Below are 23,695 nucleotides of genomic sequence, written 5' to 3' on the forward strand. Positions count from 1 at the left end.
TGATCGCCGGTCTACTCCGACCCAGTTGCTCTTGGATCGAGAGGAGCGAGAGATGGCGCAAAGCTCGGGCGAAACAAGCCGCGAGGTTGCGAAGGCGTGTCACTAGACACGCGCTGTCATCGCCACGCTTGACCGGGCGATCCAGTACTCCGACATGGCAGTGATCGAATCGATAGGCCGCGGCGTACTGGATTCCCCGCCTGCGCGGGGAATGACAGTATATTTGGAGGGCGAGCCATCGACTCATATTCCGTCATTGAGGGGAGGAGAGCGCGCGCCACGCTCCACTATCGTGCCCCGGATGCTGCGCAGCGTCACTTCGACGATGCGCTGCAGGGCCGGGGCCCATGTCTCCGCATTGGACGGTCCCGGCTCTAAGCTGCAACGCTTGCGTATTGCAGCTTATCCGGGACATGAACCGGAAAAGCGATGCTGTCCTTGGTGGAGCGGAGCGCGCCCCGACTCAGGCCTGTTATCGATCCAAGCCCGGACGTGATCTATCCGATACAAAATCTGAAGTTGCGGACGGGGGTCTCAGCAAAGGTATCACAGTAATTTCACCCGTGTCTTCCCGGTAACGATTGTGCTGCTTGTGCAACACCCATCCCGGATTTAACCTGCATCACCGGCGGTTCGCATCGCCGCCGCTTTTTGGCCACACCCGCACATGAATAAAATCACTCTAATGTTTCAAAGGACATCGGCGGTCTTCGAAGGCGACGAGAAAATCCCAAGGTCGATTCAAATCTTGGCTCTGATTTTTCGGGTCTGAAAGGGTTAGCCGGGGAAACTGGTTGCGATGAACGCTAAGATCGACAAGCAGAGGCTGCCGAGCCGTCACGTGACGGAAGGGCCTGCGCGCGCGCCACATCGGTCTTACTTCTACGCCATGGGTCTGACCACCGAGCAGATCCACCAGCCCTTCGTCGGCGTCGCTTCGTGCTGGAATGAAGCCGCTCCCTGCAACATCGCCTTGATGCGCCAGGCGCAGGCGGTGAAGAAGGGCGTCGCATCAGCCGGCGGCACGCCACGCGAATTCTGTACCATCACCGTCACCGACGGCATTGCCATGGGCCATGACGGCATGCGCTCGTCGCTGCCGTCACGGGAATGCATCGCCGACTCGGTCGAGCTGACCGTGCGCGGCCACGCCTATGACGCGCTGGTCGGCCTTGCCGGCTGCGACAAGTCGCTGCCGGGCATGATGATGGCGATGGTCCGCCTCAACGTGCCCTCGATCTTCATCTATGGCGGCTCGATCCTGCCCGGCAACTTCCGCGGGCAGCAGGTCACCGTGCAGGATATGTTCGAGGCTGTCGGCAAGCACTCGGTCGGCGCCATGTCGGACGAGGACCTCGACGAGATTGAGCGCGTGGCCTGCCCCTCGGCGGGCGCCTGCGGCGCGCAGTTCACCGCCAACACCATGGCGACCGTCTCCGAGGCGATCGGCCTCGCGTTGCCGTACTCGGCCGGTGCCCCGGCGCCTTACGAAATCCGCGATGCCTTCTGCATGACCGCGGGCGAGAAGGTGATGGACCTGATCGCCCAAAACATCCGACCGCGCGACATCGTCACCCGCAAGGCGCTGGAGAACGCAGCTGCCGTGGTCGCGGCGTCCGGCGGCTCGACCAATGCTGCGCTGCACCTGCCGGCGATCGCGCATGAGGCCGGCATCAAGTTCGACCTGTTCGACGTCGCCGAAATCTTCAAAAAGACACCATATGTCGCGGATTTGAAGCCGGGCGGCCGTTATGTCGCCAAAGACATGTTTGAAGTAGGTGGCATACCGCTTCTGATGAAGACGCTGCTCGACAACGGCTTCCTGCACGGTGATTGCCTTACCGTCACGGGCCGCACGATCGCCGAAAACCTCAAGAGCGTGAAGTGGAATCCGCACCAGGACGTGGTGCACCCGGCAGACAAACCCATCACCGTGACGGGCGGTGTGGTCGGTCTGAAGGGCAATTTGGCGCCAGAAGGTGCGATCGTGAAAGTCGCTGGAATGTCCAACCTCCAGTTCACCGGTCCGGCCAGGTGCTTCGACCGGGAGGAGGATGCGTTCGAGGCGGTCCAGAACCGCACCTACCGCGAAGGCGAAGTCATCGTGATCCGCTACGAGGGACCGAAGGGCGGTCCCGGCATGCGGGAAATGCTCCAGACCACCGCGGCGCTGACCGGCCAGGGCATGGGCGGCAAGATCGCGCTCATCACCGACGGCCGCTTCTCCGGCGCCACCCGCGGCTTCTGCATCGGCCATGTCGGGCCGGAGGCGGCGGTCGGCGGCCCGATCGGGCTGCTCGAGGACGGCGACATCATCGAGATCGACGCGGTCGCCGGTACCCTTAACGTAAAATTGAGCGACGCCGAGCTCGCCCAGCGCAAGACCAAATGGAGCGCTCGCGCGACTAACCATACGTCGGGTGCGCTCTGGAAATATGCTCAGCAGGTTGGACCAGCGGTCGGAGGGGCAGTGACCCATCCGGGCGGCGCGCACGAGAAACAGTGCTATGCGGACATCTAGGCGTGCCATAGTTGCGTTTGTGTTGGGAGCGGCTGCGCTGGCCGCGCCGGCGTTCGCCTTCGACGGCGCGCCGGTCAATCCGAAGGACGCGACCATCCCGGTCGTGACCACGCTGCCGGGCGCTGCGGGTGCGGTGCGCACCAAGGTTCCGCCGGCGGTCGCAGCCCAGGAAACCTCGCTCAGCGCCCTGCAATATGCTGCCGAGGGTGGCCACCCCATCGCACAGTGGAAGCTCGGCCGCATGTACGCCAATGGCGACGGCGTCGCCCAGGACGATTTGCGTGCCTTCGAATATTTCAGCCGGATCGCCAACGCGCATGCCGAGGACAGCCCGTCGGCGCCGCAGGCGCAGATCGTGGCCAATGCCTTCGTCGCGCTCGGCCGCTACTATCTGGCCGGCATTCCGAATTCGAAGATCAAGGCCGATCCGGACCGTGCGCGGGAGATGTTCTCCTATGCCGCTTCCTATTTCGGCAACGCGGACGCGCAGTACGACCTCGCCCGTCTGTACCTGAAGACCCCGGACGCCTCGCGCGAGGACTTCCGTTACGGTGCGCGCTGGCTTGGCCTCGCCGCGCAGAAGGGCCAGCACCAGGCCCAGGCACTGCTCGGCCAGATGCTGTTCAACGGCGACCGCCTGCCGCGGCAGGCCGCGCGCGGCCTGATGTGGCTGACCCTGGCGCGCGACAGCGCAGGCGCTGAAGAGACCTGGATCAAGGAAAGCTACAACCGCGCCTTCGCCAAGGCCTCCGACGACGACCGCGCCATGTGCCTGCAAATGCTGGAGCAGTGGGTGCAGGGCCGTAGAGAGTAATCATTACATCCAGTCATTCCGGGGCGATGCGAAGCATCGAACCCGGAATCTCGAGATTCTCAGGTGCGCAATGGCGCGCCGGAGTTCGGCTCTTCGAGCCACCCCGGAATGACGACGCGGATGGCTTCACGCCGCCTCGAGATCCAGATCCGCCCACACCGGCACGTGGTCCGACGGCTTCTCCCAGCCGCGGACATAGCTGTCGATGCCGATATTGGCGAGCCGGTCGGTGGCCTGCGGCGACAGCAAGAGATGGTCGATCCGAAGGCCCTGGTTCTTCTGCCAGGCCCCGGCCTGATAATCCCAGAAGGTGTAGAGCCCGGGCTCGTCGGTCACGGCCCGCAAGGCGTCGGTCAGGCCGAGGCCGAGCAGGGACTGAAAGCTCTCCCGCGTCTCCGTCTTGAACAGGGCGTCCTCGGTCCAGGCGGCCGGATTGTGCACGTCGCGGGCATGCGGGATGACGTTGAAGTCGCCTGCGAGGATCAGCGGCTCCTCAGCCTTGAGGCGCTCCTTCGAATAATCAAGAAGTCGCGACATCCATTTGAGCTTGTAGGGATATTTGTCGGTCCCGACCGGATTGCCATTGGGCAGGTAAAGGCAGGCGATGCGCAGCACCCCGCGCTTCAGCGTCACGACGCCCTCGAGGAATCGCGCATGGGTATCCTCGTCGTCGCCGGCGAGCCCCGACTTGGTCTCGTCGAACCTGAGCTTGGAGAGCAGCGCGACGCCGTTGAAGGTCTTCTGCCCGTGCGTCACCACGTTGTAGCCGAGCGCCTCGATCTCCAGCCGCGGAAAGGCCTCGTCGATGCATTTGATCTCCTGCAGGCAGACGATGTCGGGCTGGCACTCTCTCAGCCAGGTCAGGAGCAGATCGATCCGCTGCCGGACCGAGTTCACGTTCCAGGTGGCTACTCTGATGGGCATGTCGGTGGGCTCCGGGCAGGGGGCCATGGTTAGAACAAACTGCAAACGCGCCCGTCAAGGACGCCGCAAAATCTCCCACAAAATTAACCGGACTTAAGCAGGCCGCAGGCCATTGATCGCCAAAAGGTTCCGCGGATGGGACAGCCGGATAAGTCGATGAAGCGAACTCAGCCGCGTGACGGCCTGATCGGCGCGTTCCTGTATTGGCTCGGCGGCTTCGAGATCGAGGACGGCCTGACTGCCGATCTCAGCGAGCGCGAGATCCGCCGCATCCGCGCCAAGCAGATCGACGCCGTGACCCGGCTGATCCCGGTGACGATGGCGGTGACGATGCTGAACGTCGCCATCGTGCTGATCCTGCTCTGGGGCAGGGGCTGGAACGACTTCCTCGCCATCTGGGGCATGACGCTCGCGGCGACCGCCTCGCTCGCGGTGCGCTCGTGGCACAAGTCGCATCAGAGCCCACCGCAGGAAGCCTCGCCGCGCGTGGCGCGGCAGATGCTGCGGCAGGCATTTTTCCTCGCCGCGATCTGGAGCACGCTGCCGCTGGCCCTGTTCAGCCGCATCGAGCCGACCAGCCAGCTGATCCTTGCCTGCCTGATGGTTGGCATGATGTCGGGCGGCGCCTTCACGCTCTCGACCTTCCCGCGTGCGGGCCTCGTCTATCTCGCCACCATGACCGTCGCCTGCGCCGGCGCTCTGCTCCTATGCGGCACCGGACCGTATCTCGTGACTGCGGTGTTCCTGCTGCTGTTCGCGTTCTTCATGGCGCGCAACATCGTCTCCCAGGGCAATCTGTTCCTCGGCAATCTCAAGGCCCAGCTCGAGCTCGAGTGCCAAACCGAGATCATCTCGCTGCTGCTGAAGGACTTTCAGGAGAACGTCAGCGACTGGCTGTGGCAGACCGATGCCGACGGGCATCTGATCGACGTGCCCCAGCGCTTCGCGGACGTCGCGCAGCTGCCGCTGCCGCTGCTCAAGGGCTCGCATTTCGCCGACGTGCTCGACATGCTGTGCCCCGGGGACAAGAGCGCAGCCTACAACGTTGTCGGCCTGATGGAGCAGGCCGAGCCGCTGCACGAGATGAACCTCAAGGTCGTCGCCGGCGGCGAGGCACGGCTGTGGTCGCTGACGGCGAAGCCGACCTATGATCGCGAGGGACAGTTCCTCGGCTATCGCGGCTTTGGCCGTGACGTCACCGAGCGCTGGCGCGCGGAAAAGGCCGAGGCCGAGAGCCGCGCCAAGTCGGACTTCCTGGCGGTGATGAGCCACGAGATCCGCACGCCCATGAACGGCGTGCTCGGGCTTGCCAGCATGCTGCTCGAAACCAAGCTCGATCCGGAGCAGCGCGAGGCCGTCACCACGATCCGCGAATCCGGCGACAATCTCCAGCGTATCCTCAACGACATTCTCGACCTGTCCAAGCTCGAGGCTGGCCGCTTCCAGTTCGAGGTGATCGACTTCGCCCCGCAGGCGCTGGTCGAGACGGTTGCGACCGTGGTGCGCGCGAGCGCCAAAGGCAAGGGGCTATCCGTCAAGGTCGAGCTCGATCCGGACCTGCCGCCGACGCTGCGCGGCGACGTCGCGCGCATCCGCCAGGTGTTGCTCAACCTCGCGTCCAACGCAGTGAAGTTCACTGACGAGGGCGAGGTGACGATATCAGTCATCTGCCGGGCGCGCCGCGACCTGCTCGCGACCGTCGAATGGACCGTGACCGACAGCGGCATCGGCATCGCCCCGGAAAAGCTCGGACTGCTGTTCAGCGACTTCGCCCAGGCCGACGCCTCGATCAGCCGCCGCTTCGGTGGCACTGGCCTCGGCCTTGCGATCAGCAGGCGCATCATCGAGCAGATGGGTGGCACGATCGGCGTCACCTCGGCGCCGGGCGAGGGCTCGATATTCCGCTTCACGCTGGTGCTGCCCTGGAGCCAGGCCCAAGTCTCCGATGCGACGGCTGAGCGCGATGAGGCAGAGGAGCTGAAAGCCCGCATCGCCGGCCTCGATCGGCCGCTCAAGGTGCTGGTCGCGGAGGACGATGCCGTCAACCGCATGGTCGTGAGCAAGATGCTGGGGGCCTTCGAGGTCGAGCTGCGCGTCGTCACCGACGGGGTCGAAGCGGTCACGGCGGCCTCCGAAGTCGACTACGACGTCGTGCTGATGGACGTGCGCATGCCCGATATGGACGGACTTGCCGCCACCCGGGCAATCCGCGCACAAGGCGGGCGCTTCGAGGCCTTGCCGATCGTCGCGCTCACCGCCAACGCGTTCCCCGAAGACGTCAAGATCTGCCGCGAAGCGGGTATGTCGGATTTCCTCGCCAAGCCGCTGCGCAATCCGGCGCTGATCGCGGCCCTGCTGCGCGCGCTCGACGGCTACACCATTTCGGAGGACGCGCCGCTCCAGCCGGAGCTGATGCCGGTCGATGTCGAGTGGACGGACGAGGAAAGGCAGATAACGGACGCGTAAGCACTCAGACCGAGAAGCTCGTCCCGCAGCCGCAGGACGCCGTCGCGTTGGGATTGTTGACGCGGAACGAGGCGCCGATCAGATCGTCGACGAAATCGACCTGAGAGCCCGCAAGGAACGGCTGCGAGGCGGAATCGACCAGCACCACCGCGTTGTCCTGCTCGATTACGAGATCGTCGTCGCTGCGGGCACGGTCGATGTCGAACTTGTACTGGAAACCGGAGCAGCCGCCGCCCTCGACCGAGATGCGCAGCATCGCGCCAGAACCTTCGCCCTTGAGGATCTCCCCGATCCGGCGTGCGGCCCGGTCGCTGATGGTCACGGCAGTCGTCATCACTGGTCTCCGATAGTCCCGCAGTCATACCCAATTCATTTGGTATCCCGCGCCTGACATAGTTAAGTGCCACCATACGCAGAATCAAATGGATAGGGACTAAATTCGCCGTGTCCGTCGGAATGGCAGCCCCTCGCGCGCCCTATGCCTGCGACCCCGATCGCAGTCGCGGCCGGCTGGTCGCCGAGCCCCCGAGCCGGACCCGCAGTCCGTTTCGGCGGGATTGCGACCGGGTGATCCATTCCACCGCGTTCCGCCGCCTGAAGTACAAGACCCAGGTGTTCGTGTTCCACGAGGGCGACCACTACCGCACCCGGTTGACCCATTCGCTGGAGGTGGCGCAGATCGCCCGGGCGCTGGCCCGGCAGCTCGGGCTGGACGAAGACCTCACCGAGACCCTGGCGCTCGCCCACGATCTCGGTCATCCGCCGTTCGGACATGCCGGCGAGCGGGCCTTGGACGCCTGCCTGAAGGAATTTGGCGGCTTCGATCACAATGCCCAGACGCTCCGCGTCGTCGCATCGCTCGAGCACCGCTATCCCGAGTTCGATGGGCTCAACCTGACCTGGGAATCGCTGGAGGGCATCGTCAAGCATAATGGTCCGCTGACTGACCGCAGCGGCTGCCCGGTCGAGCGCTACCGCGAGCGCGGCGTTCCCGTTGGGATCGCCGACTACGTCAAGACCTATGACCTCGAGTTGTGGAGCTTTGCTTCGCTAGAAGCGCAGGTCGCCGCGATCGCCGACGACATCGCCTATGACGCCCACGACATCGATGATGGCCTGCGCGCCGGCCTGTTCCAGCTCGACGATCTCAAGGTGATGCCGCTGACTGCGGAGATCATCGCCGAGACTTCGGCTCATTATCCCGACCTCGAAGACGTTCGGCGCGGTGCCGAACTGGTGCGTGAGCTGATCTCGCACCTGATCGGGGCGGTGCTTGCGGAGGCGCAGAAGAACCTCGCCGCCGTCAAGCCGCAATCGGCCCGGGACGTCCGCCAGCAGAGCAGGGCGCTGATCGCGTTCCCCGCCGAGGTCGCGGAGGAAGAGGCTGCCATCAAGACCTTCCTGTACCAGCACATGTACCGCCACGAGCGGGTGATGCGGGTGATGGCGGAGGCCGAGCAGATCCTGTTCGACCTGTTCGCAAAATACGTGAAATCCCCTGCCGAGCTGCCGCCGGAATGGCTGCTGGGGGCAGAGGCGGACAATGAGGGCGACCGGGCCCGCCGGATCGGCAATTTCATTGCCGGAATGACCGACCGTTTCGCCCTCACCGAGCACCAGCGGCTCTTTGACTCGACCCCGGATTTGCGTTAGGCGGCGGCCATGCCCCAGACATCCTCATCCCTGCATCTGTTCGCCGACGTGCTCGCGCGCGTGCACGCTGCCTGCCGCGCGCTGGCGGCGGACGCCAATTGGCCCGAGGGCATCGATTACGCGCGCGTGGTGGTCGAGCCGCCGCGCGATGCCTCCCATGGCGACATGGCGACCAATGCCGCGATGGTGCTGGCGAAAGAGGCAAAGGCAAAGCCGCGTGATCTCGCCGAGCAGATCGCCGAGAAGCTCCGCGCTGACGCGCTGATCGCCAAGGTCGATGTTGCCGGTCCCGGCTTCATCAACCTGACTTTGAAGCCCGCCGCCTGGGCCGAGGCGCTGCGGACGGTGCTGCGCGAGGGCGCCGATTACGGCCGCCTCCGTGGCGGCACCAAGGTCAATGTCGAATACGTCTCGGCCAATCCGACCGGGCCGATGCATGTCGGTCATTGCCGCGGCGCCGTGTTCGGCGATGCGCTGGCGAGCCTGCTCCAGTTCGCAGGTCATGACGTTACCCGCGAATATTACATCAACGATGCCGGCGCCCAGGTCGACGTGCTCGCACGTTCGGCCTTTCTGAGGTATCGCGAGGCGCTCGGTGAAGACATCGGCGCGATTCCGGAAGGGCTCTATCCTGGTGATTATCTGAAGCCTGTCGGCGTCGCGCTGGCGGAGGAGCATGGCGACAAGCTTCGCGGGAAGAGCGAGGCCCAGTGGCTGCCGACGGTGCGCGCCAAGGCGATCGCGATGATGATGGACGAGATCAAGGGCGATCTCGCCGCCCTCAACATTCGCCACGACGTGTTCTTCTCGGAGCGCTCGTTGATCGAGGGTGGCAACAACAAGGTTGCCGGGACCATCGACTTCCTGCGCGCCAAGGGCGACATCTACGAGGGCCGCCTGCCGCCGCCGAAGGGCGCGCCGGTCGAGGATTGGGAGGACCGCGAGCAGCTGCTGTTCAAGGCGACGGCCTATGGCGATGACGTCGATCGTCCGCTGATCAAGTCGGACAATTCCTACACCTACTTCGCTTCCGACATTGCCTACCACAAGAACAAGTTCGACCGCGGCTTCGCCGAGATGATCGACGTCTGGGGCGCCGATCATGGCGGCTACATCAAGCGGATGCAGGCGGCGGTGAAGGCGACGACCTCGGGCAAGGGATCGCTCGACGTCAAGATCGTCCAGCTGGTGAAACTGCTGCGCAATGGCGAGCCGGTGAAAATGTCCAAGCGGAGCGGGGACTTCGTCACCTTGCGTGAGGTGGTGGATGAGGTCGGCCAGGACGCCGTCCGCTTCATGATGCTCTACCGGAAGAACGACGCGGTGCTCGACTTCGACCTCGCCAAGGTCATGGAGCAGTCGCGCGACAACCCCGTGTTCTACGTCCAGTATGGTCATGCCCGCGGCCACTCGATCTTCCGCAACGCGCGGGCCGAGGTGTTCCCGGAACTGCCTGAAGATGCCGGCAAGCGCATCGCCTGGCTCGCTGAGTCGGCGGTCGAGCGTCTGTCGGATTCCGTGGAGCTCGATCTTCTCAAGCGTCTCGCAATTTATCCGCGCATGCTGGAAGCGGCCGCCGCGGCCCACGAGCCGCACCGAATTGCCTTTTATCTCTATGATTTAGCCAGCGAATTTCATGCGCTTTGGACGAAAGGGCGCGACTTGCCCTATTTACGCTTCATTATCAATAATGATGCAGATCTTACAAAGGCGCGGCTGGCGATGGTCCAGGGCGTCGTCTCTGTTCTGGCATCGGGCCTCGCCATCCTCGGCGTCCATGCTCCGGACGAGATGCGGTAGTTTGGGGCGAACTACTTAAGAGGAATGCGGGGGTAACCGGCAGAAGCCGGATCGCTTAGACTTGGTTGAAAGCCTTGTGGGTCGAAAGCCGTGCCTTGGTCGAGGGGCGCGCGGCTTTCCCGAAGGGACGCATCATCACGATGGCCGAACGATATCAGGACAGACCGCTTCCTTCCGATGACTATGGTCGCGGTGGCGATCAGCATGGGAAGGCGGAAAATGATCCCTTGGCCGAGCTCGCCCGTCTGATCGGACAGACTGATCCGTTCGCAGCGCAGGGGAAGTCGACTGCCCGCCCGCCGGCAGCGCCCGCCCAGAGCTATCATCAAGACGATTACCGCCAGGATGATGATCAGCAAGGCTATGCCGAGCAGGCCCTGCCGCCGCCCGGCCCGCCTTCATGGATGCGGCGCGCCAACGTGCAGCCGCACCCGGCACCCGCGCCGGAACCTGACTATCCCGTCACGGTAACCCCGGTTCACCCGCTGCATCGCTATTCCGCGAAGCCTGCCGCGCCGGAGCCTGTTGTTCACCAGCCCCAAGCCTATCAGGATCACTCCTATCAGGATCACTCCTATCAAGATCAGGCTTATCAGGGACAGGCCTACCAGCAGCACGGTCAGGCTCACCAGGAGCAGGCGTATCAGGAGCCGTATGCGCAGCCTGATCCATCGCGCTACGACGATGCGCTCTACGGTCGCTTGGAGACAGGCGATCAGGACTATCAACGCGAGCCGGCTTATCCAGACGACCCTTACGCGTACCAAAGCGACTATCCCGAGGCCGAAGTCGAGGAGCCGAAGAAGCAGCGCGGTGGCATGATAACGGTCGCGGCGATCTTCGCACTTGCCGTGGTCGGCACCGGTGCGGCGTTCGCTTACAAGACCTATATCGGCTCGCCTCGCAGCGGCGAGCCGCCTATCATCAAGGCTGACAACACGCCGACCAAGATCGTGCCGGCTCCGACGGACTCCGCGGCCAAAGTGCCGGATCGCATGGTCAGCGGTGACGGCACTGAAAAGATCGTGCCGCGCGAGGAGGCGCCTGTCGACGTCAACGCCAGGGCGGGCGGCCCCCGCGTGGTGTTCCCGCCGCTGAACCAGAATGCGAACCCGCCGTCGGTGGCGAGCGTGTCGCCCTCGACGGTGCCGCCGCCGAGCGCAGGGCCGACTCCGAGCAACGGCACGCTGCCGAACAATTCGCCGCGTCCGATCAGGACAGTGGCCGTGAAGGGCGATCAGACTGACAGCACCATGCCGCAATCGGCGGCCGCCAAGCCGACGGCTGCGGCGCCGAAGCCTGTCGCCGCGCCCGCCGCACCGGCGGCCCCGCGCAATCCGCCGACCTCGGCCAATGCCAGCGTCAACCAGCCCCTGTCGCTCGCGCCGCAATCGGGACCGACGGCCGAGCCGCCGCAGCGGATGGCTGCCACCAACCCGACGCAAATCGCGCCCACCAGCAGCGGCGGCGGCTACATCGTGCAGGTCTCCTCGCAGCAGAGTGAGGACAGTGCCGCCGCGTCCTACCGGGTGCTTCAGAGCAAGTACAGCAGCGTGCTCGGCTCCCGTTCGCCGGTGATCAAGCGGGTCGATCTGACCGACAAGGGCAAGGGGATCGTCTACCGCGCCTTCGCTGGTCCCTACGCTTCGGCCGAGGAGGCGACGCAGGCTTGCAACAGCCTGAAGTCTGCAGGCCTGTCGGCCTGCTTCGTCCAGAGGAATTAATGGCCGTTTCCTTGACCCCCTCGCGGGGCAGGGTTAATCGGCCGTTATGAGCACGCGGGCCTTCATTACCGGCGTATCCGGAACGGAACTGACCGCCGCCGAGCGGGAGTTTATCCGTGCCGAACGCCCATGGGGCTTCATCCTCTTCAAGCGCAACGTCGCGACACCAGCGCAAGTTGCTGCATTGGTTGCAGAATTGCGGGCGGTGGCCAATGCTCCCGATGCCCCGGTCCTGATCGATCAGGAGGGTGGACGGGTGCAGCGGCTGGGCCCGCCGCACTGGCCGGTCTATCCGCCGGGGGCTGTATTCGCGAATTTGTACGACACTGATTCGGCGCTCGGCCTCACTGCCGCACGCCTCAGTGCCCGCCTGATCGCGGCCGATCTTGCCGAACTCGGCATCACCGTGGATTGCCTGCCGCTAGCCGACGTGCCGGTGCCGGGCGCTGACGCGGTCATCGGCAACCGGGCCTACGGCACCGAGCCGCGCAAGGTCGCGGCGATTGCCCGCGCGGTCACTGAGGGGCTGGAGCAGGGCGGCGTGCTGCCGGTTCTCAAGCACATTCCCGGTCATGGCCGGGCAACCGCCGACACCCACTTCAAGCTGCCGACCGTCGATACGCCCCGGGACGAGCTGGAACGCACCGATTTCGCGGCGTTCAAACCGCTTTCGGACCTGCCGATGGCCATGACTGCACATGTTGTGTTTAGCGCGGTCGACCCCGCCCATCCGGCGACGACATCTGCGACAATGATTGCTGACGTGATTCGCGGCGCAATCGGGTTCCAGGGTTTGTTAATGAGCGATGACGTGTCGATGAACGCGCTGTCGGGAAATATCGCTGAGCGGACCCGCGCCATCTTCGCGGCCGGCTGCGACGTGGCCCTGCATTGCAACGGCAACATCGAGGAGATGCGCGACGTCGCCGGCCAGACACCTGAACTGTCCGGCAGAGCACTGGTGCGGGCGAACGCCGCGCTCGCCGCACGCAAGCCGCCGCAGCCATTCGACCGCGTGGCCGCGCGCGCCGAACTGGACGTATTGATCGCACGGGCAAACACGGCATCGGCATGACCGCAGAAATCCTATCGTTTGAAACCGGGCGGCCCGCAGAGCTCGCCGAGGGTGAGCCGGCGTTGGTGGTGGACGTCGAGGGCTATGAGGGCCCGCTCGACCTCTTGCTCGCACTGGCGCGGCAGCAGAAGGTCGACCTCGCCAAGATCTCGATCCTGGCGCTGGCCGACCAATATCTCCACTTCATCGAGGCCGCGCGAAAGATTCGGCTCGAGCTTGCCGCCGACTACCTGGTCATGGCGGCCTGGCTTGCCTTCCTGAAGTCGCGCCTGCTGCTGCCGGAGCCGCCGAGCGCGGAAGGCCCGAGCGCGGAGCAGATGGCGACGGCGCTCGCCAACCGCCTGCGCCGGCTGGAGGCCATTCGCGAAGCCGCCAACCGGCTGATGAACAGGCCGCAATTGCAGCGCGACATCTTCCCGCGCGGCGAGCCCGAGCAGATCGCGGAGATCAAGCATCCGAAATACACGGCGACGCTGTACGACCTGCTCACCGCCTATGCCGCGCAGCGCCAGTCGCGCGTGCTGGCGAGCGTGCATCTGGCCAAGCGCACGGTGTGGTCGCTCGCTGAGGCGCGCGCCACGCTGGAGCGGCTGGTCGGCAGCCTCAATGAACAGGACGACTGGGGCGTGCTCGACGACTTCCTGATCCGCCATGTCGCCGATCCGACGCAGCGCGCGACGGTGTTCGCCTCGAGCTTTGCCGCCGCGCTCGAATTGGTGCGCGAAGGTCAGCTCGAGCTGAACCAGAAAGAGGCATTTGCGCCGATCTATTTCCGGAAGGGGCGCCCAAAACCGGTCCCGGACGCAGCTCCTGCGCCTGATGCGCCGGTCGCTTAAGTGCAAGAAGGAGAATCTGCCATGGCAAGTCTGGCTGAAGTGCGGGTAGAAGAGGCCGAGCCGATGGAGAATGAATCCCAGGCACGTCCCGAAGAATTGCGGCTGCTGGAGGCGCTGCTGTTCGCGTCGAGTGAACCGCTGGATACCGCGACGCTTGCCAAGCGCATGCCCGAGGGCGTCGACGTCAAGGCCGCGCTCGAGCAATTGCAGGCCGATTATGCCTCACGCGGCGTGAACCTCGTTCGCGTCGCCAACAAATGGACGTTCCGCACCGCCGGCGATCTGGCCTGGCTGATGACGCGGGAGAGCACTGAGACCCGCCGCCTGTCGCGCGCCGCGATCGAGGTGCTGGCGATCATCGCCTATCACCAGCCGGTGACGCGGGCCGAGATCGAGGAGATCCGCGGTGTTGTCACCTCAAAGGGCACGCTCGACGTGCTGCTGGAGACCGGCTGGATCAAGCCGCGCGGCCGTCGCAAGACGCCGGGCCGTCCGCTCACCTTCGGAACCACCGAGGAGTTCCTGTCGCAGTTCACCCTGGAACAGCTCGGCGACTTGCCGGGCCTGGAAGAGCTGAAGGGCACGGGCCTCCTGGATTCGCGCCTGCCCACCGGATTTAGCGTGCCAACGCCGTCCGATGACCCGGCTCTGCGCGAGGACGAGGATCCGTTGGAACCGGGCGAGGACCTCGATCTTGCGCTGGCGCCTGCGGTCGAGCCCGAGACGCCGAAAAGCGGCAATGATGGCGGCGGCGAAGGTGGCAGCGAGGGCGGCAGCGAGGAGTGATGCCCGCTCGTTTACGGGCCCGGCGACCGGTTAACACTAGCAAAATTGCGTAGCGCCGACAGCGAATTGGCCCTGCCTTGGTCCTTGTTTTTGAGCCCTGCCAAGCCTAGGTTTCGGTGAAGATCGGCCGGGTCCCCGGCCATGCGCGTTTGGAGGGTTGCAGGATGGGTTCACTCAGCATTTGGCACTGGATCTTGGTGATCGCAGTGGTCCTGCTGCTGTTCGGCCGCGGCAAGATTTCGGATCTGATGGGCGACGTGGCGCAGGGCATCAAGGCGTTCAAGAAGGGCATGCAGGACGACGACAAGCCCGCCGAGAAGCCCGAGCCGGCCAAGTCGATCGAGCACAATGCTGCGCCGACCGCGGCACGGTCCGACGTCGGCAGCAAGGCCGTCTGAGCCAGAGAGCACGCGAGACACGGGTAGCGGCCCCGATCCTGCGCGCATGGGATTGGGCCGGCCGCGGCTTCGCGTGAACGGAAGACCTCATGTTCGACATCGGGTGGAGTGAACTGGTCCTCATCGGGGTCGTGGCCCTGATCGCCATCGGCCCGAAAGAGCTGCCGGGCGTGCTGCGCATGGTCGGGCAGTGGATGGGCAAGGCCCGCAGGATGGCCGCCGAATTCCAGGGCCAGTTTCAGGAGGCGATGCGCGAGGCCGAGATGGCCGACCTCAAGAAGAGCTTTGACGAGGTCAAGGAGGCCGCCACAGGGTTCAATCCGTTGACCTCGCTCCAGAAGGACGTCAGCGACGCGCTGCGCGTCGATGCGCTGGACAAGCCGGCCGAGACGCCTGCCACCACAGCTGCCGAACCCCCTGTTAGCCCGACTACTCCGGAAGCGCCGACGCCCGCGACTTTTGTGGAGGCCGAGGCGCATGCGGCTGCGAACGAGCCGCTCGCGATCACCCGCGAGGTCGAACAGGCGCCGGTTGCGCAGGACACCGCGCCACCCGAAGCGATCAAGGACGCCAAAGCGTCATGACCGACGCCGATATCGAGGCCAGCAAAGCCCCGCTGATGGACCACCTGATCGAGCTGCGCTCGCGGCTGATCAAGGCGCTGCTCGGCTTTGGCGTTGCCTTCATCTTCTGCTTCTTCTTCGCCAAGCAGATCTACAACGTGCTGGTCTGGCCGTTCGTGTGGGTCGCAGGTCCCGAGAATTCGAAGTTCATCTACACGGCGCTGCTGGAATATTTCATCACTCAGCTGAAGCTCGCGCTGTTCGGCGCCGGCTTCATCTCGTTCCCCATCGTCGCGACACAGATCTACAAGTTCGTTGCGCCCGGGCTGTACAAGCACGAGAAGCAGGCCTTCCTGCCGTACCTGGTCGCAACCCCGTTCTTCTTCGTGCTGGGCGCGGCGCTGGTCTATTTCGTCGTGCTGCCGATGCTGGTGCGCTTCTCGCTTGGCATGCAGCAGGCCGGCAGCGACGAGACCGCGCAAATCCAGCTCTTGCCCAAGGTCGGCGAATATCTGTCGCTGATGATGTCGCTGATCTTCGCCTTCGGAATTGCCTTCCAGCTCCCGGTGATCCTGACTCTTCTCGGCCGCATCGGCATCATCACCTCGAAGATGCTGCGCGAGAAGCGCCGCTATTTCATCGTCATCGCCTTCGTGATCGCGGCCGTGCTGACGCCGCCCGACGTGCTCAGCCAGTGCTCGCTCGCGATCCCCTTGCTGGCGCTGTACGAGGGCTCGATCATCGCGGTGGCGATGGTGGAGAAGAAGGCCGCGGCCTCGGCGCAAGCCACCGGCACCAACGTATCGACGCCCGCCAAGCCGGCCGAGTAGGGGCCCGACCCCGGCTGTCATTCCCCGCGTAAGCGGGGAATCCAGTACGCCGCGCCCTCTCGAAGAACCATGACCGTCTCTGGAATACTGGATCATCCGCCTTCGCGGATGATGACAGCTGTGCTAGGGGGAAGCGCGCCAAAGCAAACTTACAACGTTCGCCGTTATATGTTTGCGCGCTGATCCAGGACCACGGCCATGCACGACATCAAATCGATCCGCGACAATCCGCAAGCCTTCGACGCCGGCCTCGCACGGCGCGGATTGAAGCCGATGTCGGCCTCGCTGCTGGCGATTGACGAGAGGCGGCGCGCGGCGATCTTGGCTTCGGAGCAGGCGCAGGCGCGGCGCAACGCGGCGTCCAAGGAGATCGGCGACGCCAAGAAGGCGAAGGACGAAGCGCGTGCGGCGAAGCTGATGGCTGAAGTCGCAGAGCTTAAGACCACGATGCCGGAGCTCGAAGCCGCCGCGAAAGCCGCCGACGAGGAGCTTGCGACGGCGTTGTCGGCGATCCCCAATCTGCCGCTCGGCGAAGTGCCCGACGGCGTCGACGAGCACGGCAATGTGCAACGCCATGTCTTCGGCAACCGGCGCAATTACGCCTTCGCGCCAAAACCCCATGACGATCTCGGCGGGGCGCTCGGCGACATGGATTTCGAGACGGCGGCAAAGCTCTCCGGCGCGCGCTTCGTCGTGCTGAAGAAGGGGCTGGCGCGACTCGAACGCGCGCTCGGCCAGTTCATGCTGAATTTGCACATCGACGAGCACGGCTATACCGAGATCAATCCGCCGCTGCTGGTGCGCAACGAGATCATGTTCGGCACGGGACAATTGCCGAAGTTCGAGGACGACCAGTTCTGGGCGATCAAGGGCGAATTGCTTGCCGCACCCGACCTGGAGCAGTTGCGGACCGAGCGTCTCGGCATCATTCCGACGGCGGAGGTGGCGCTCACCAACCTCGTGCGCGAATCCATCCTCGACGAGAAGCAACTGCCGATGCGGCTGACTGCGCTGACGCCGTGCTTCCGTGCGGAGGCGGGTGCCGCAGGGCGTGACACCCGCGGTATGATCCGCCAGCACCAGTTCACCAAGGTGGAGCTGGTGTCGATCACGACGCCGGAGACGAGCAAGGACGAGCTGGAACGGATGCTCGCTTGTGCGGAGGAAGTGCTGCGCCAGCTCGACCTGCATTACCGTGTGATGACGCTGTGCGCAGGGGATATGGGCTTCTCGTCGCAAAAAACCTACGACATCGAGGTCTGGATGCCAGGGCAGGGCGATGGCGGCATGTTCCGCGAGATCTCGAGCTGCTCGGTTTGCGGCGACTTCCAGGCGCGGCGCATGGACGCGCGCTCGCGCGGACCCGACGGCAAGCCGCGCTTCGTCCACACGCTGAACGGCTCCGGCACCGCGCTCGGCCGCGCGCTGATCGCGGTGATGGAGACCTATCAGCAGGAGGATGGCTCGATCGCGGTGCCAGACGTGCTCCAGTCCTATATGGGCGGGCAGAAGGTGATCGCGCGGGAGTAGGGTTGCGAAGATCGGGTGGCCGGCTATCCTGCCGGCGCCCGTCAACGCGAACCCACCGCTCATGGCCTTGCACCGCGATATCTTCTGGGTCGGCCGACAATGGGCCGTGACGGGTGCGGGGATTCAGGCCATCGATCAACGCCTCCGCGGCGTGCTCGACATCGAGATCGCGCGGCTCTGGGACGATGATCTCGTGCAGAGCCGACGGGCCAAGCCCGGCGTCAACGTTGCTGACTTCGACAAGGCGCTGATGGTGGCGCGCGAACGCTTTCCGCAGGCACCAGGCTCTGACCCGTTCGTCGCGCAGCTGGAGGCGCTCGGCGTGATCGAAACTCCCGCCGTTAGTCCGGTCGTGCCGGCGATGCGGCTGCGTGCAGAAGGCCGCCTGGCGCGCTTCCTGCCGCAATGGCGCATCCGCCGCTAACACGACCGGACCGGAACCTGCCGCTGGACGCAATCGTCCGGTTTGCCTGATCGGCCCTAGCCGGATAAGACGGCTCAGACCGGCTTTCAGGAATCGAACTCTCTCGCATGCGCATTCTCTGCACCAATGACGACGGCATCCACGCTCCCGGCCTCAAGGTCGTGGAGGAGATCGCGCGCGCCTTGTCCGACGACGTCTGGGTGGTGGCGCCCGAACTTGACCAGTCCGGCGTGTCGCATTCGCTGTCGCTGAACGATCCCTTGCGCCTGCGCGAGGTCGGCCCGCGGCACTTTGCGGTGCGCGGCACGCCGACGGACTGCGTCATCATGGGAGCCCGCCATATCCTGGGTGCCAAGCTGCCTGATATCGTGCTGTCCGGTGTCAACAAGGGCCGCAACGTCGCCGAGGACGTCGTCTACTCCGGTACCATCGCTGGCGCGTTGGAGGGCACCATCTTAGGGCTCCCGTCATTCGCATTGTCGCAGGAGTTCAGTGTCGAGACCCGTGAACGGCCGCCATGGGACACCGCGCGCAAATTCGGGCCCGATATCCTGCGCAAGGTGATCGCCGCCGGCGTTCCGAAAGATACCGTCATCAACATCAACTTCCCGTCCTGCGCGCCGGAGGATGTGTTGGGCATCCGCGTCACGCGGCAAGGCAAGCGCAATCTCGGCTTCCTCAGGATCGACGAGCGCAAGGACGGCCGCGGCAATCCCTATTTCTGGATCGGCTTCGAACGCACCGCGATGCTCGACACGCCCGCCGATGGCACCGATCTCGCAGCGCTGCGCGAGCGCTACGTCTCGGTCACCCCGCTCAGGCTCGACCGCACCGACGAGACGTTTTCGGAAGAGCTGAGCCTCATGCTGAAACAGGGCTAGCCGCCGCGAAGCGCGGCTTCGATGGTCTTGCCGAGCGCGTCGAGTTGAAACGGCTTTTGGAGCGCCGGCCGGTCGCGGTACTGTTCGGGCAAGCCGGAGGAGCCGTAACCAGTGGCGAAGATGAACGGGCAGCCCTTCGCCATGATGACATCGGCCACTGGCGAAATGACCTTGCCGTTGACGTTGACGTCCAGAATGGCGAGGTCGAACTCGGTGGATTGTGCAAGCCGCATGGCCTCGGTGATATCGCCCGCTTCGGCGGCAACCTTGTAGCCGAGCTCCTCTAGCATGTCCGCGACCATCATTCTGATCATGACCTCGTCTTCGACGAGGAAAACAGAGCGGCCCGAAAGCCCTGTCGCAGTCATTGGTGAGTCCTTGCCCATTCTCGCGAACGTTCGCAGATAACGATAAGCGACGCAATGCGCGTTTCGGCGAACCCAAACCTGCAAATGGCTTAGCGCGTTGATAGACCGATTGTGGTCAAATGCTGCGCCGAAAGGCTATCATGAGTTCCTGAGCCGGAACAAGATTCTCGTCTCGGGTTCTTGCGGTGCAGTACGGCGATCCGCCTGACGAGATCAACAACAGCAGCAGCAATGACCTCCCATCAGCAACCGCCGGAAAAGATGATGTTTCAGCTGACGCTGAGGCGTCGCGGCATCAGCGATCAGGCCGTGCTGCGGACCATGGAGGAGGTGCCGCGCGAGCTTTTCGTCGACGAGGCCGATCGCGGCGGCGCCTATCGTGACAGCGCGCTGCCGATCGCCTGCGGCCAGACCATCAGCCAGCCGTTCGTCGTCGCCTACATGACCGAGCAGCTCCAGCTCCAGAAACAGCACCGGGTGCTCGAAATCGGCACTGGCTCCGGCTACCAGGCTGCCGTGCTGTCGCGGCTCGCCGGCCAGGTGCTGACCGTCGAGCGCTATCGCAAGCTCGCCGACACGGCACGCGCCCGGCTCGAAAAGCTCGATTGTCACAATGTCGAGGTGATGCTCGGCGACGGTCTCAACCTGCCGCCCAATATCGGTCCGTTCGATCGCATCATCGTCACCGCCGCGATGGAGCAGATTCCGGAGAACCTGGTCGAGCGGCTCGAGGTCGGGGGCATCCTGATCGCCCCCGTCGGCCCGCATCAGGGCGTACAGACGTTGACCCGCCTGACCCGCAGCGAAACCGGGATCGAGCGCAAAGAACTCGTCGAGGTCCGCTTCGTGCCGGCACTGCCCGGCGTAGCGCGGGAGCTGTAGAATCCCGGATCGGCAGTGCCGCCAATATCTTATTGCGAGGGTTAAGCCGTTATTTACTCGGCGCGTGTTTACTTAAAACACCAGTTCTGTTGCGTACGAGTGAGTAACCATGTCCGCTGTCGCCGAGTTGCTTTACTCGCGCCGCGTGCCGCAGGTCGCGGTGCTGGCGCTGATCTCCTTCAGCTTTGCAGGGTGCAGCGCCGACATGTCGTCGCGGCTGTCCCAGTCAAATTTTTCCAATCCCTTCGCTTCCGAACAGACGGGGTCGGTGCAGCAGGCGCCGCCGCCCCAGCGTGAGCTGCCGCAATATGCGCGGCCGCAGACGCAGCCCGGTTACTACCAGTCGCAGCCCTTGCCACCGCCGGCGGTGTCCGCGCCGCAATCCTATCCGGTTGCGGGAGGCGGCGTGTCCGGTGGCGGGCGCGGCGTCAGCTCCTATGCGCCTCCGGCACAGCCGCATCTCGAAACCACTGCCACGGTGCCGCCGCGCTCGGTTGCGGCCGCCCAACCGGCCGGGACCAAGATCATTGTCGGCACCAGCGATACGCTCGACGTGCTCGCCAAACGCTATCACGTCACGCCGCAGGCGATCCTTGCCGCCAATGGCTACAAGGGCCCGCGGGCGCTCTCGCCCGGCCAGCAGCTGATCATCCCGCATCCGGCGACGGCTGCCGCCCCCGCGTCGGCACCCGTCGCGTCGGCGCCCGCAGCGAAGCCGGTTGGTGCACCGTCGAGCACCCACTTCGTCAATGCCGGCGATACGCTCGCCAGCATCGCCCGCAAGAACCACATCTCGGCCGCTGAACTCGCCCGTGCCAACGGCCTCGACCCGTCTGCAAAACTCAAGCTCGGCACTAGGCTGACCGTACCGGGCGCCAGGACCGCGGCCGTCGCGGCGCCGGTTGCTGCGGCTCCGGTCGGGGCTGCTCCCGTGGCTGGAACGCTCCAGCCTGTTGCGGCTGCTCCGGCGCCGGCCACCAAGATGGCCACTGCCGCCGCGCCCATGCAGAGCGCGCGCCTGGCTCAGGCCACGGCCAATGTCGAAGAGAAGCCCGCCGAGACACCGGCGAAGGCTGCGGAGGCCACCGGCGCGCTGCCGACCTTCCGCTGGCCGGTCCGCGGCAAGGTGGTCACGAGCTACGGCGCCAAGACCAATGGCAAGTCCAATGACGGCATCAATGTCGCGGTGCCCGAGGGGACGCCGGTCAAGGCGGCTGAAGACGGCGTCGTCGCCTATTCCGGCAACGAGCTGAAAGGTTACGGCAATCTGGTCCTGGTTCGGCACTCCAACGGCTACGTCACCGCATATGCCCATGCGAGTGAGCTGTTGGTGAAGCGCGGCGATACCATCAAGCGCGGCCAGGTCATTGCCAAGTCGGGTCAATCCGGGGAGGTGGCGTCGCCGCAGCTCCACTTCGAGATCCGCAAGGGATCGAGCCCGGTTGACCCGCTTCAATTCCTGAATGGGGCGTGAGGTGAGGGCCCGCGGAGCAGGGCCAGGCCATCACCACATGCACACTGTCGTCGCCCGGCTTGACCGGGCGATGCAGTATGCCAGAGACGCCAATTGTTAAGCCGACAAGCCGCGGCGTACTGGATTCCCCGCCGTCGCGGGGAATGACAGTTGTCGGTGTGGCTGCGCTTCAGTTACCGCGCCGTCAGCCTCACGCCCAGCCGTCCGGCCAGCTCCTGCACGAACTGCCAGGCGACGCGGCCAGAGCGCGAGCCACGCGTGGTCGACCATTCCAGCGCTTCGCGCTCCAGCGCCTCGTCATCGATCTTGATGTCGAAATGGCCGCAATAGCCGCGCACCATGGCGAGGTATTCGTCCTGGCTGCAGCGGTGAAAGCCGAGCCAGAGGCCGAAGCGATCCGACAGCGAGACCTTCTCCTCGACCGCTTCGCCGGGATTGATCGCGGTGGACCGCTCGTTCTCGATCATCTCGCGCGCCAGCAGATGGCGGCGATTGGAGGTGGCGTAGAGGATGACGTTCTCGGGCCGGCCTTCGATGCCGCCTTCGAGCACGGCCTTGAGCGACTTGTATGAGGCATCGTTACCGTCGAAGGAGAGGTCGTCGCAGAACACGATGAAGCGGAAGGAGGAGGCCCGCAGCTGCTCCATCAGCGCCGGCAGGCTCTCGACGTCCTCGCGGTGGATCTCGATCAGCTTGAGCTTGTCGGCGCGTTTGCGCTCCGCGTTGATGCTGGCATGCGCCGCCTTCACCAGCGACGACTTGCCCATGCCGCGTGCGCCCCACAGCAGGGCGTTATTGGCCGGCAGGCCGTTGGCGAAACGCTCGGTGTTCTCCATCAGGATGTCGCGCATCCGGTCGACGCCCTTCAGCAGGAACAGCTCGACGCGGCTGACCAGTGGTACGGCCGCAAGGCGCCCGTCCGGGTGCCAGACATAGGCATCCGCCCGCTCGAACGACTCGGCCTCGACCGCCGGCCTGCCCTGGGCAGAGAGGTGCGCCGCAATGGTCTCCAGCGCGCGGACGATGCGCTCCTGGGAGAGGTCCGGGGCTGTCTTGGCGATGGCGTTGGAGGCTGCCGTGGGGCGTTTTGCCGCGACGCGGGCGGGCTTGCTGGCAGGGGTGCGGGGGCCTTTGCCGGCCGGGCTTTTGCTATGGTTTTTGGGCATGTCCGAAGTTCCTGAGAACGCAGCCTTATCGGGCCTCACGGCCCGCCGCAAGGTGGCCCAAAAGGGCGGTCTGGCAGCGTTGCAATTGGGGCAATGGCCGCTATAGTCCGCGCGAATTTGACCGAACCGGTCGCCTTTGAGGCCTGACCGGCCTTCCCCCGTTCTCACGAGGATCGTCCGAATGCTGATTACCCCTGCGTATGCCCAGGCCGCGGGCGCCGGCGACACCAACAGCATGTTGATGTCGCTGCTGCCGTTCGCCCTGATCTTCGTGATCATGTACTTCCTGATTCTGCGTCCGCAGCAGAAGAAGGTCCGCGATCACGCCGAGCTCGTGAAGAACATTCGCCGCGGCGACACTGTCGTGACCTCGGGCGGCCTCGTCGGCAAGGTCACCAAGGTCGTCGACGACGACCAGATCGAGTTCGAGATTTCGGACGGCGTCCGCGTGCGGCAGATGCGCCAGATGATCTCGGGCGTGCGTGCCAAGGGCGAGCCGGCGAAAGAAAGCTCGAAGGAAAGCGCCAAGGACGACACCGCGGCGAAGTGAGCGCTTCACCGCGAGTCTCAAGTCTCCTGA

The 23,695-nt window shown here is 64.9% G+C and carries 22 protein-coding genes; 18 read left to right on the forward strand and 4 right to left on the reverse strand.

Translation table 11 applies throughout. The annotated features are described in order from the left end of the window. Window positions 1–799 precede the first annotated feature (799 nt). Both ilvD and P6U29_RS20650 read left to right on the forward strand, forming a co-directional pair. Window positions 800–2,521 carry a dihydroxy-acid dehydratase gene (gene ilvD / locus P6U29_RS20645; RefSeq protein WP_407119218.1) on the forward strand — a complete coding sequence of 574 codons (1,722 nt, stop codon included), beginning with the start codon at window positions 800–802 and terminating at the stop codon, window positions 2,519–2,521. Then, window positions 2,508–3,335: a tetratricopeptide repeat protein gene (locus P6U29_RS20650; protein WP_407119219.1), complete on the forward strand. Its 828-nt coding sequence runs from the start codon at window positions 2,508–2,510 to the stop codon at window positions 3,333–3,335. The genes ilvD and P6U29_RS20650 overlap by 14 nt, the downstream gene beginning before the upstream one ends. 126 nt (window positions 3,336–3,461) lie before the next feature. Here the strand turns inward: P6U29_RS20650 and xth are convergent, their stop codons facing one another. Beyond that, window positions 3,462–4,259, reverse strand: coding sequence for an exodeoxyribonuclease III (xth, locus tag P6U29_RS20655; RefSeq protein ID WP_407119220.1), 798 nt, complete (start codon window positions 4,257–4,259; stop codon window positions 3,462–3,464). A gap of 135 nt (window positions 4,260–4,394) precedes the next feature. Between xth and P6U29_RS20660 the strand changes: the two genes are divergently transcribed. Further along, the gene (locus tag P6U29_RS20660; protein WP_407119221.1) at window positions 4,395–6,725 is read left to right on the forward strand and encodes an ATP-binding protein; all 2,331 of its coding nucleotides are present in this window, start codon (window positions 4,395–4,397) and stop codon (window positions 6,723–6,725) included. Between the two features lie 4 nt (window positions 6,726–6,729). Here the strand turns inward: P6U29_RS20660 and erpA are convergent, their stop codons facing one another. Further along, complete coding sequence (gene erpA / locus P6U29_RS20665) at window positions 6,730–7,059, reverse strand: iron-sulfur cluster insertion protein ErpA (RefSeq protein WP_407119222.1); 330 nt, start codon at window positions 7,057–7,059, stop codon at window positions 6,730–6,732. A gap of 110 nt (window positions 7,060–7,169) precedes the next feature. Here erpA and P6U29_RS20670 point away from each other — a divergent pair, with 110 nt between their 5' ends. The 12 genes from P6U29_RS20670 to surE all read left to right on the forward strand — a co-directional run bounded on the left by P6U29_RS20670 (window position 7,170) and on the right by surE (window position 19,225). Further along, window positions 7,170–8,378: a deoxyguanosinetriphosphate triphosphohydrolase gene (locus P6U29_RS20670; RefSeq protein WP_407119223.1), complete on the forward strand. Its 1,209-nt coding sequence runs from the start codon at window positions 7,170–7,172 to the stop codon at window positions 8,376–8,378. A gap of 9 nt (window positions 8,379–8,387) precedes the next feature. Continuing rightward, window positions 8,388–10,178, forward strand: coding sequence for an arginine--tRNA ligase (gene argS, locus P6U29_RS20675; RefSeq protein WP_407119224.1), 1,791 nt, complete (start codon window positions 8,388–8,390; stop codon window positions 10,176–10,178). Window positions 10,179–10,318: 140 nt separating this feature from the next. Next, window positions 10,319–11,902 (forward strand): SPOR domain-containing protein, encoded by a 1,584-nt coding sequence (locus P6U29_RS20680; protein ID WP_407119376.1) that lies wholly within the window; start codon window positions 10,319–10,321, stop codon window positions 11,900–11,902. 46 nt (window positions 11,903–11,948) lie between these two features. Then, window positions 11,949–12,977 (forward strand): beta-N-acetylhexosaminidase, encoded by a 1,029-nt coding sequence (gene nagZ / locus P6U29_RS20685; RefSeq protein ID WP_407119225.1) that lies wholly within the window; start codon window positions 11,949–11,951, stop codon window positions 12,975–12,977. Beyond that, window positions 12,974–13,813, forward strand: coding sequence for a ScpA family protein (locus P6U29_RS20690; protein WP_028179491.1), 840 nt, complete (start codon window positions 12,974–12,976; stop codon window positions 13,811–13,813). The genes nagZ and P6U29_RS20690 overlap by 4 nt, the downstream gene beginning before the upstream one ends. A 21-nt stretch (window positions 13,814–13,834) precedes the next feature. Then, window positions 13,835–14,599, forward strand: a complete 765-nt coding sequence (gene scpB / locus P6U29_RS20695) for an SMC-Scp complex subunit ScpB (protein WP_407119226.1) — start codon at window positions 13,835–13,837, stop codon at window positions 14,597–14,599. Window positions 14,600–14,763: 164 nt separating this feature from the next. Further along, window positions 14,764–14,997, forward strand: coding sequence for a twin-arginine translocase TatA/TatE family subunit (locus P6U29_RS20700; protein ID WP_018642198.1), 234 nt, complete (start codon window positions 14,764–14,766; stop codon window positions 14,995–14,997). Between the two features lie 89 nt (window positions 14,998–15,086). Then, window positions 15,087–15,581, forward strand: a complete 495-nt coding sequence (gene tatB / locus P6U29_RS20705) for a Sec-independent protein translocase protein TatB (protein ID WP_407119227.1) — start codon at window positions 15,087–15,089, stop codon at window positions 15,579–15,581. Beyond that, on the forward strand, window positions 15,578–16,390 hold the full coding sequence (gene tatC / locus P6U29_RS20710) for a twin-arginine translocase subunit TatC (RefSeq protein WP_407119228.1): 813 nt from the start codon (window positions 15,578–15,580) through the stop codon (window positions 16,388–16,390). The genes tatB and tatC overlap by 4 nt, the downstream gene beginning before the upstream one ends. A gap of 198 nt (window positions 16,391–16,588) precedes the next feature. Beyond that, complete coding sequence (gene serS, locus P6U29_RS20715) at window positions 16,589–17,920, forward strand: serine--tRNA ligase (RefSeq protein ID WP_407119229.1); 1,332 nt, start codon at window positions 16,589–16,591, stop codon at window positions 17,918–17,920. A gap of 61 nt (window positions 17,921–17,981) precedes the next feature. Beyond that, window positions 17,982–18,344 carry a hypothetical protein gene (locus P6U29_RS20720; RefSeq protein ID WP_407119230.1) on the forward strand — a complete coding sequence of 121 codons (363 nt, stop codon included), beginning with the start codon at window positions 17,982–17,984 and terminating at the stop codon, window positions 18,342–18,344. Window positions 18,345–18,451: 107 nt separating this feature from the next. Then, window positions 18,452–19,225: a 5'/3'-nucleotidase SurE gene (surE, locus tag P6U29_RS20725; RefSeq protein WP_407119231.1), complete on the forward strand. Its 774-nt coding sequence runs from the start codon at window positions 18,452–18,454 to the stop codon at window positions 19,223–19,225. On the opposite strand, the gene P6U29_RS20730 is transcribed toward surE, so the two are convergent. Then, the gene (locus tag P6U29_RS20730; RefSeq protein WP_027576223.1) at window positions 19,222–19,593 is read right to left on the reverse strand and encodes a response regulator; all 372 of its coding nucleotides are present in this window, start codon (window positions 19,591–19,593) and stop codon (window positions 19,222–19,224) included. The two genes, surE and P6U29_RS20730, sit on opposite strands and share 4 nt — an antisense overlap. A gap of 231 nt (window positions 19,594–19,824) precedes the next feature. Between P6U29_RS20730 and P6U29_RS20735 the strand changes: the two genes are divergently transcribed. Together P6U29_RS20735 and P6U29_RS20740 are read left to right on the forward strand one after the other, a co-directional pair. Continuing rightward, window positions 19,825–20,475, forward strand: a complete 651-nt coding sequence (locus P6U29_RS20735) for a protein-L-isoaspartate(D-aspartate) O-methyltransferase (protein ID WP_407119232.1) — start codon at window positions 19,825–19,827, stop codon at window positions 20,473–20,475. 109 nt (window positions 20,476–20,584) lie between these two features. Beyond that, window positions 20,585–21,949 carry a peptidoglycan DD-metalloendopeptidase family protein gene (locus P6U29_RS20740; RefSeq protein WP_407119233.1) on the forward strand — a complete coding sequence of 455 codons (1,365 nt, stop codon included), beginning with the start codon at window positions 20,585–20,587 and terminating at the stop codon, window positions 21,947–21,949. A gap of 173 nt (window positions 21,950–22,122) precedes the next feature. On the opposite strand, the gene P6U29_RS20745 is transcribed toward P6U29_RS20740, so the two are convergent. Continuing rightward, a complete protein-coding gene (locus tag P6U29_RS20745; protein WP_407119234.1) occupies window positions 22,123–23,115 on the reverse strand; it encodes an ATP-binding protein in 993 nt (330 codons plus the stop codon). Window positions 23,116–23,296: 181 nt separating this feature from the next. Here P6U29_RS20745 and yajC point away from each other — a divergent pair, with 181 nt between their 5' ends. Continuing rightward, a complete protein-coding gene (yajC, locus tag P6U29_RS20750; protein ID WP_027576227.1) occupies window positions 23,297–23,665 on the forward strand; it encodes a preprotein translocase subunit YajC in 369 nt (122 codons plus the stop codon). The last annotated feature ends 30 nt before the right edge of the window (window positions 23,666–23,695 follow it).

This window comes from Bradyrhizobium sp. LMG 9283 (assembly GCF_045571415.1).
GTDB lineage: Bacteria > Pseudomonadota > Alphaproteobacteria > Rhizobiales > Xanthobacteraceae > Bradyrhizobium.